General features: G+C 60.9%; 2 protein-coding genes. Both read right to left on the bottom strand.

Features of this window, described 5'->3' with window-relative positions; translation table 11 throughout:
• The coding region (locus ABT116_RS46580; RefSeq protein WP_351647310.1) for a hypothetical protein at positions 1-303 on the bottom strand (303 nt) is incomplete at its 3' end.
• On the bottom strand, positions 285-1,375 hold a 1,091-nt coding region (gene eccCb / locus ABT116_RS46575), incomplete at its 5' end, for a type VII secretion protein EccCb (protein WP_351647308.1). The genes eccCb and ABT116_RS46580, both read right to left, overlap by 19 nt.

The raw sequence follows: 1,375 nt of genomic DNA, 5'->3' as shown, positions 1-1,375 counted from the left end.
CCAATCCGAGGGATGACTGAGATAGAGAATGTCTACATCGACGATTCCGCACCCGTCCATCGCCCTGGAAATCAGCCTGGCCAGCTCCAAAACCGTCGGGACAATCCGACCATCTACGTCGACATAGTCGTCGTCGACGAAATCGATCGCATTTTCACCGGTACCGGGACCCGACGCCGTTTCCCGTCTGAGGTCTGCACTGCAACAGAATTCGCGTTGACCCGATACCACCCAGATATTGGATGGACCCCAATGTAACGAGACTGACACCAAGGACGGAACGGTCACAGCGGTGGCATCCACGGAACTTGGACAAGTTGGGTTTGCGAGCGAGAAACGTAGACCCCACGACCTTCCGGCAATGTCGACGCGCGGACGGTGCCGACGAGATTTCCCTCGTCACGACTTCCGCTCATGATCAATCCGGCCGGTGCCATGTCGCGAATTCTCGCGATCACCGGCTCGTACAGTGCCCTGGCCGCGCCACCGGAACGGCGGGCAATCACCAGGTGCAAACCGATGTCCTTGGAATGCGGAATGTATTCGAGCAACGGCGCCACCGGATTTCCACTCGATGTAGCCACAAGGTCGTAGTCGTCGATCAGTACGTAAATCTCCGGCCCACTCCACCAAGATCGTTCCCGCAATTGCTGCTGCGTTGTTCCGGCGTTCGGCATTCTGGCAGCGACGATCCGAGCCAAGTCGACCATCAACTCACCGAAGGTCGTCGACGACGCCGAGTACCCGCCGAGGTGATTCCCTTCGACCACTCCCAGCAGGGAATGCCTATAGTCACCGATAATCAGCTTGGCCTGGGCCGGTGTGTTCGACGCGATGATCCCTTCCGCTATTGCGCGCAGAAGAGATGTCTTGCCACACGCGGTGTCGCCGAATATCAAGAAGTGCGGGTGTTCCCGGAAGTCCATGTACACCGGCGCGAGGTCGGTCTCACCGAGGCCGATCGGCACGGTGAGGCACCGACCGTCGGCCGCACTCGGTGAGGGCCACCGGGTCCCGACAGCTTCGAGAAGTTCTGCCCGCGAGTACGAATCCGGAAGCATCCGCACGGTCGGTGCCGGACGCGAATTCGACATGGCCGCAATACGTTCGACCGTCGCCGTCACACTCCCGCTGGAGTTCTCACTACCTGGCAAACCGTCGATTCGAGGTAGTCCGGTAAGAAGGTGGAGCCCGTCGCGTGTGATGCCTCGACCCGGTCGACCTTCCGGCACCAGGCCGGCTTTCTGGCGACCCGCATCCGAATCTCCCGGATCGCCCAACCGAAGTTCGATACGAGTACCCAGTTGGTCCTTGAGTGCCTCGACGACCTCGGCGCCCTCGGCGGACAGGCCGCCGCCCACCTCGGCGATGGTCC

This window comes from Streptomyces sp. NPDC002130, from assembly GCF_040296465.1.
Lineage (GTDB): Bacteria > Actinomycetota > Actinomycetes > Streptomycetales > Streptomycetaceae > Streptomyces.
The sequence above is the reverse complement of the archived record's forward strand: the minus strand, read 5'-3'. Positions and strand labels throughout refer to the sequence as shown.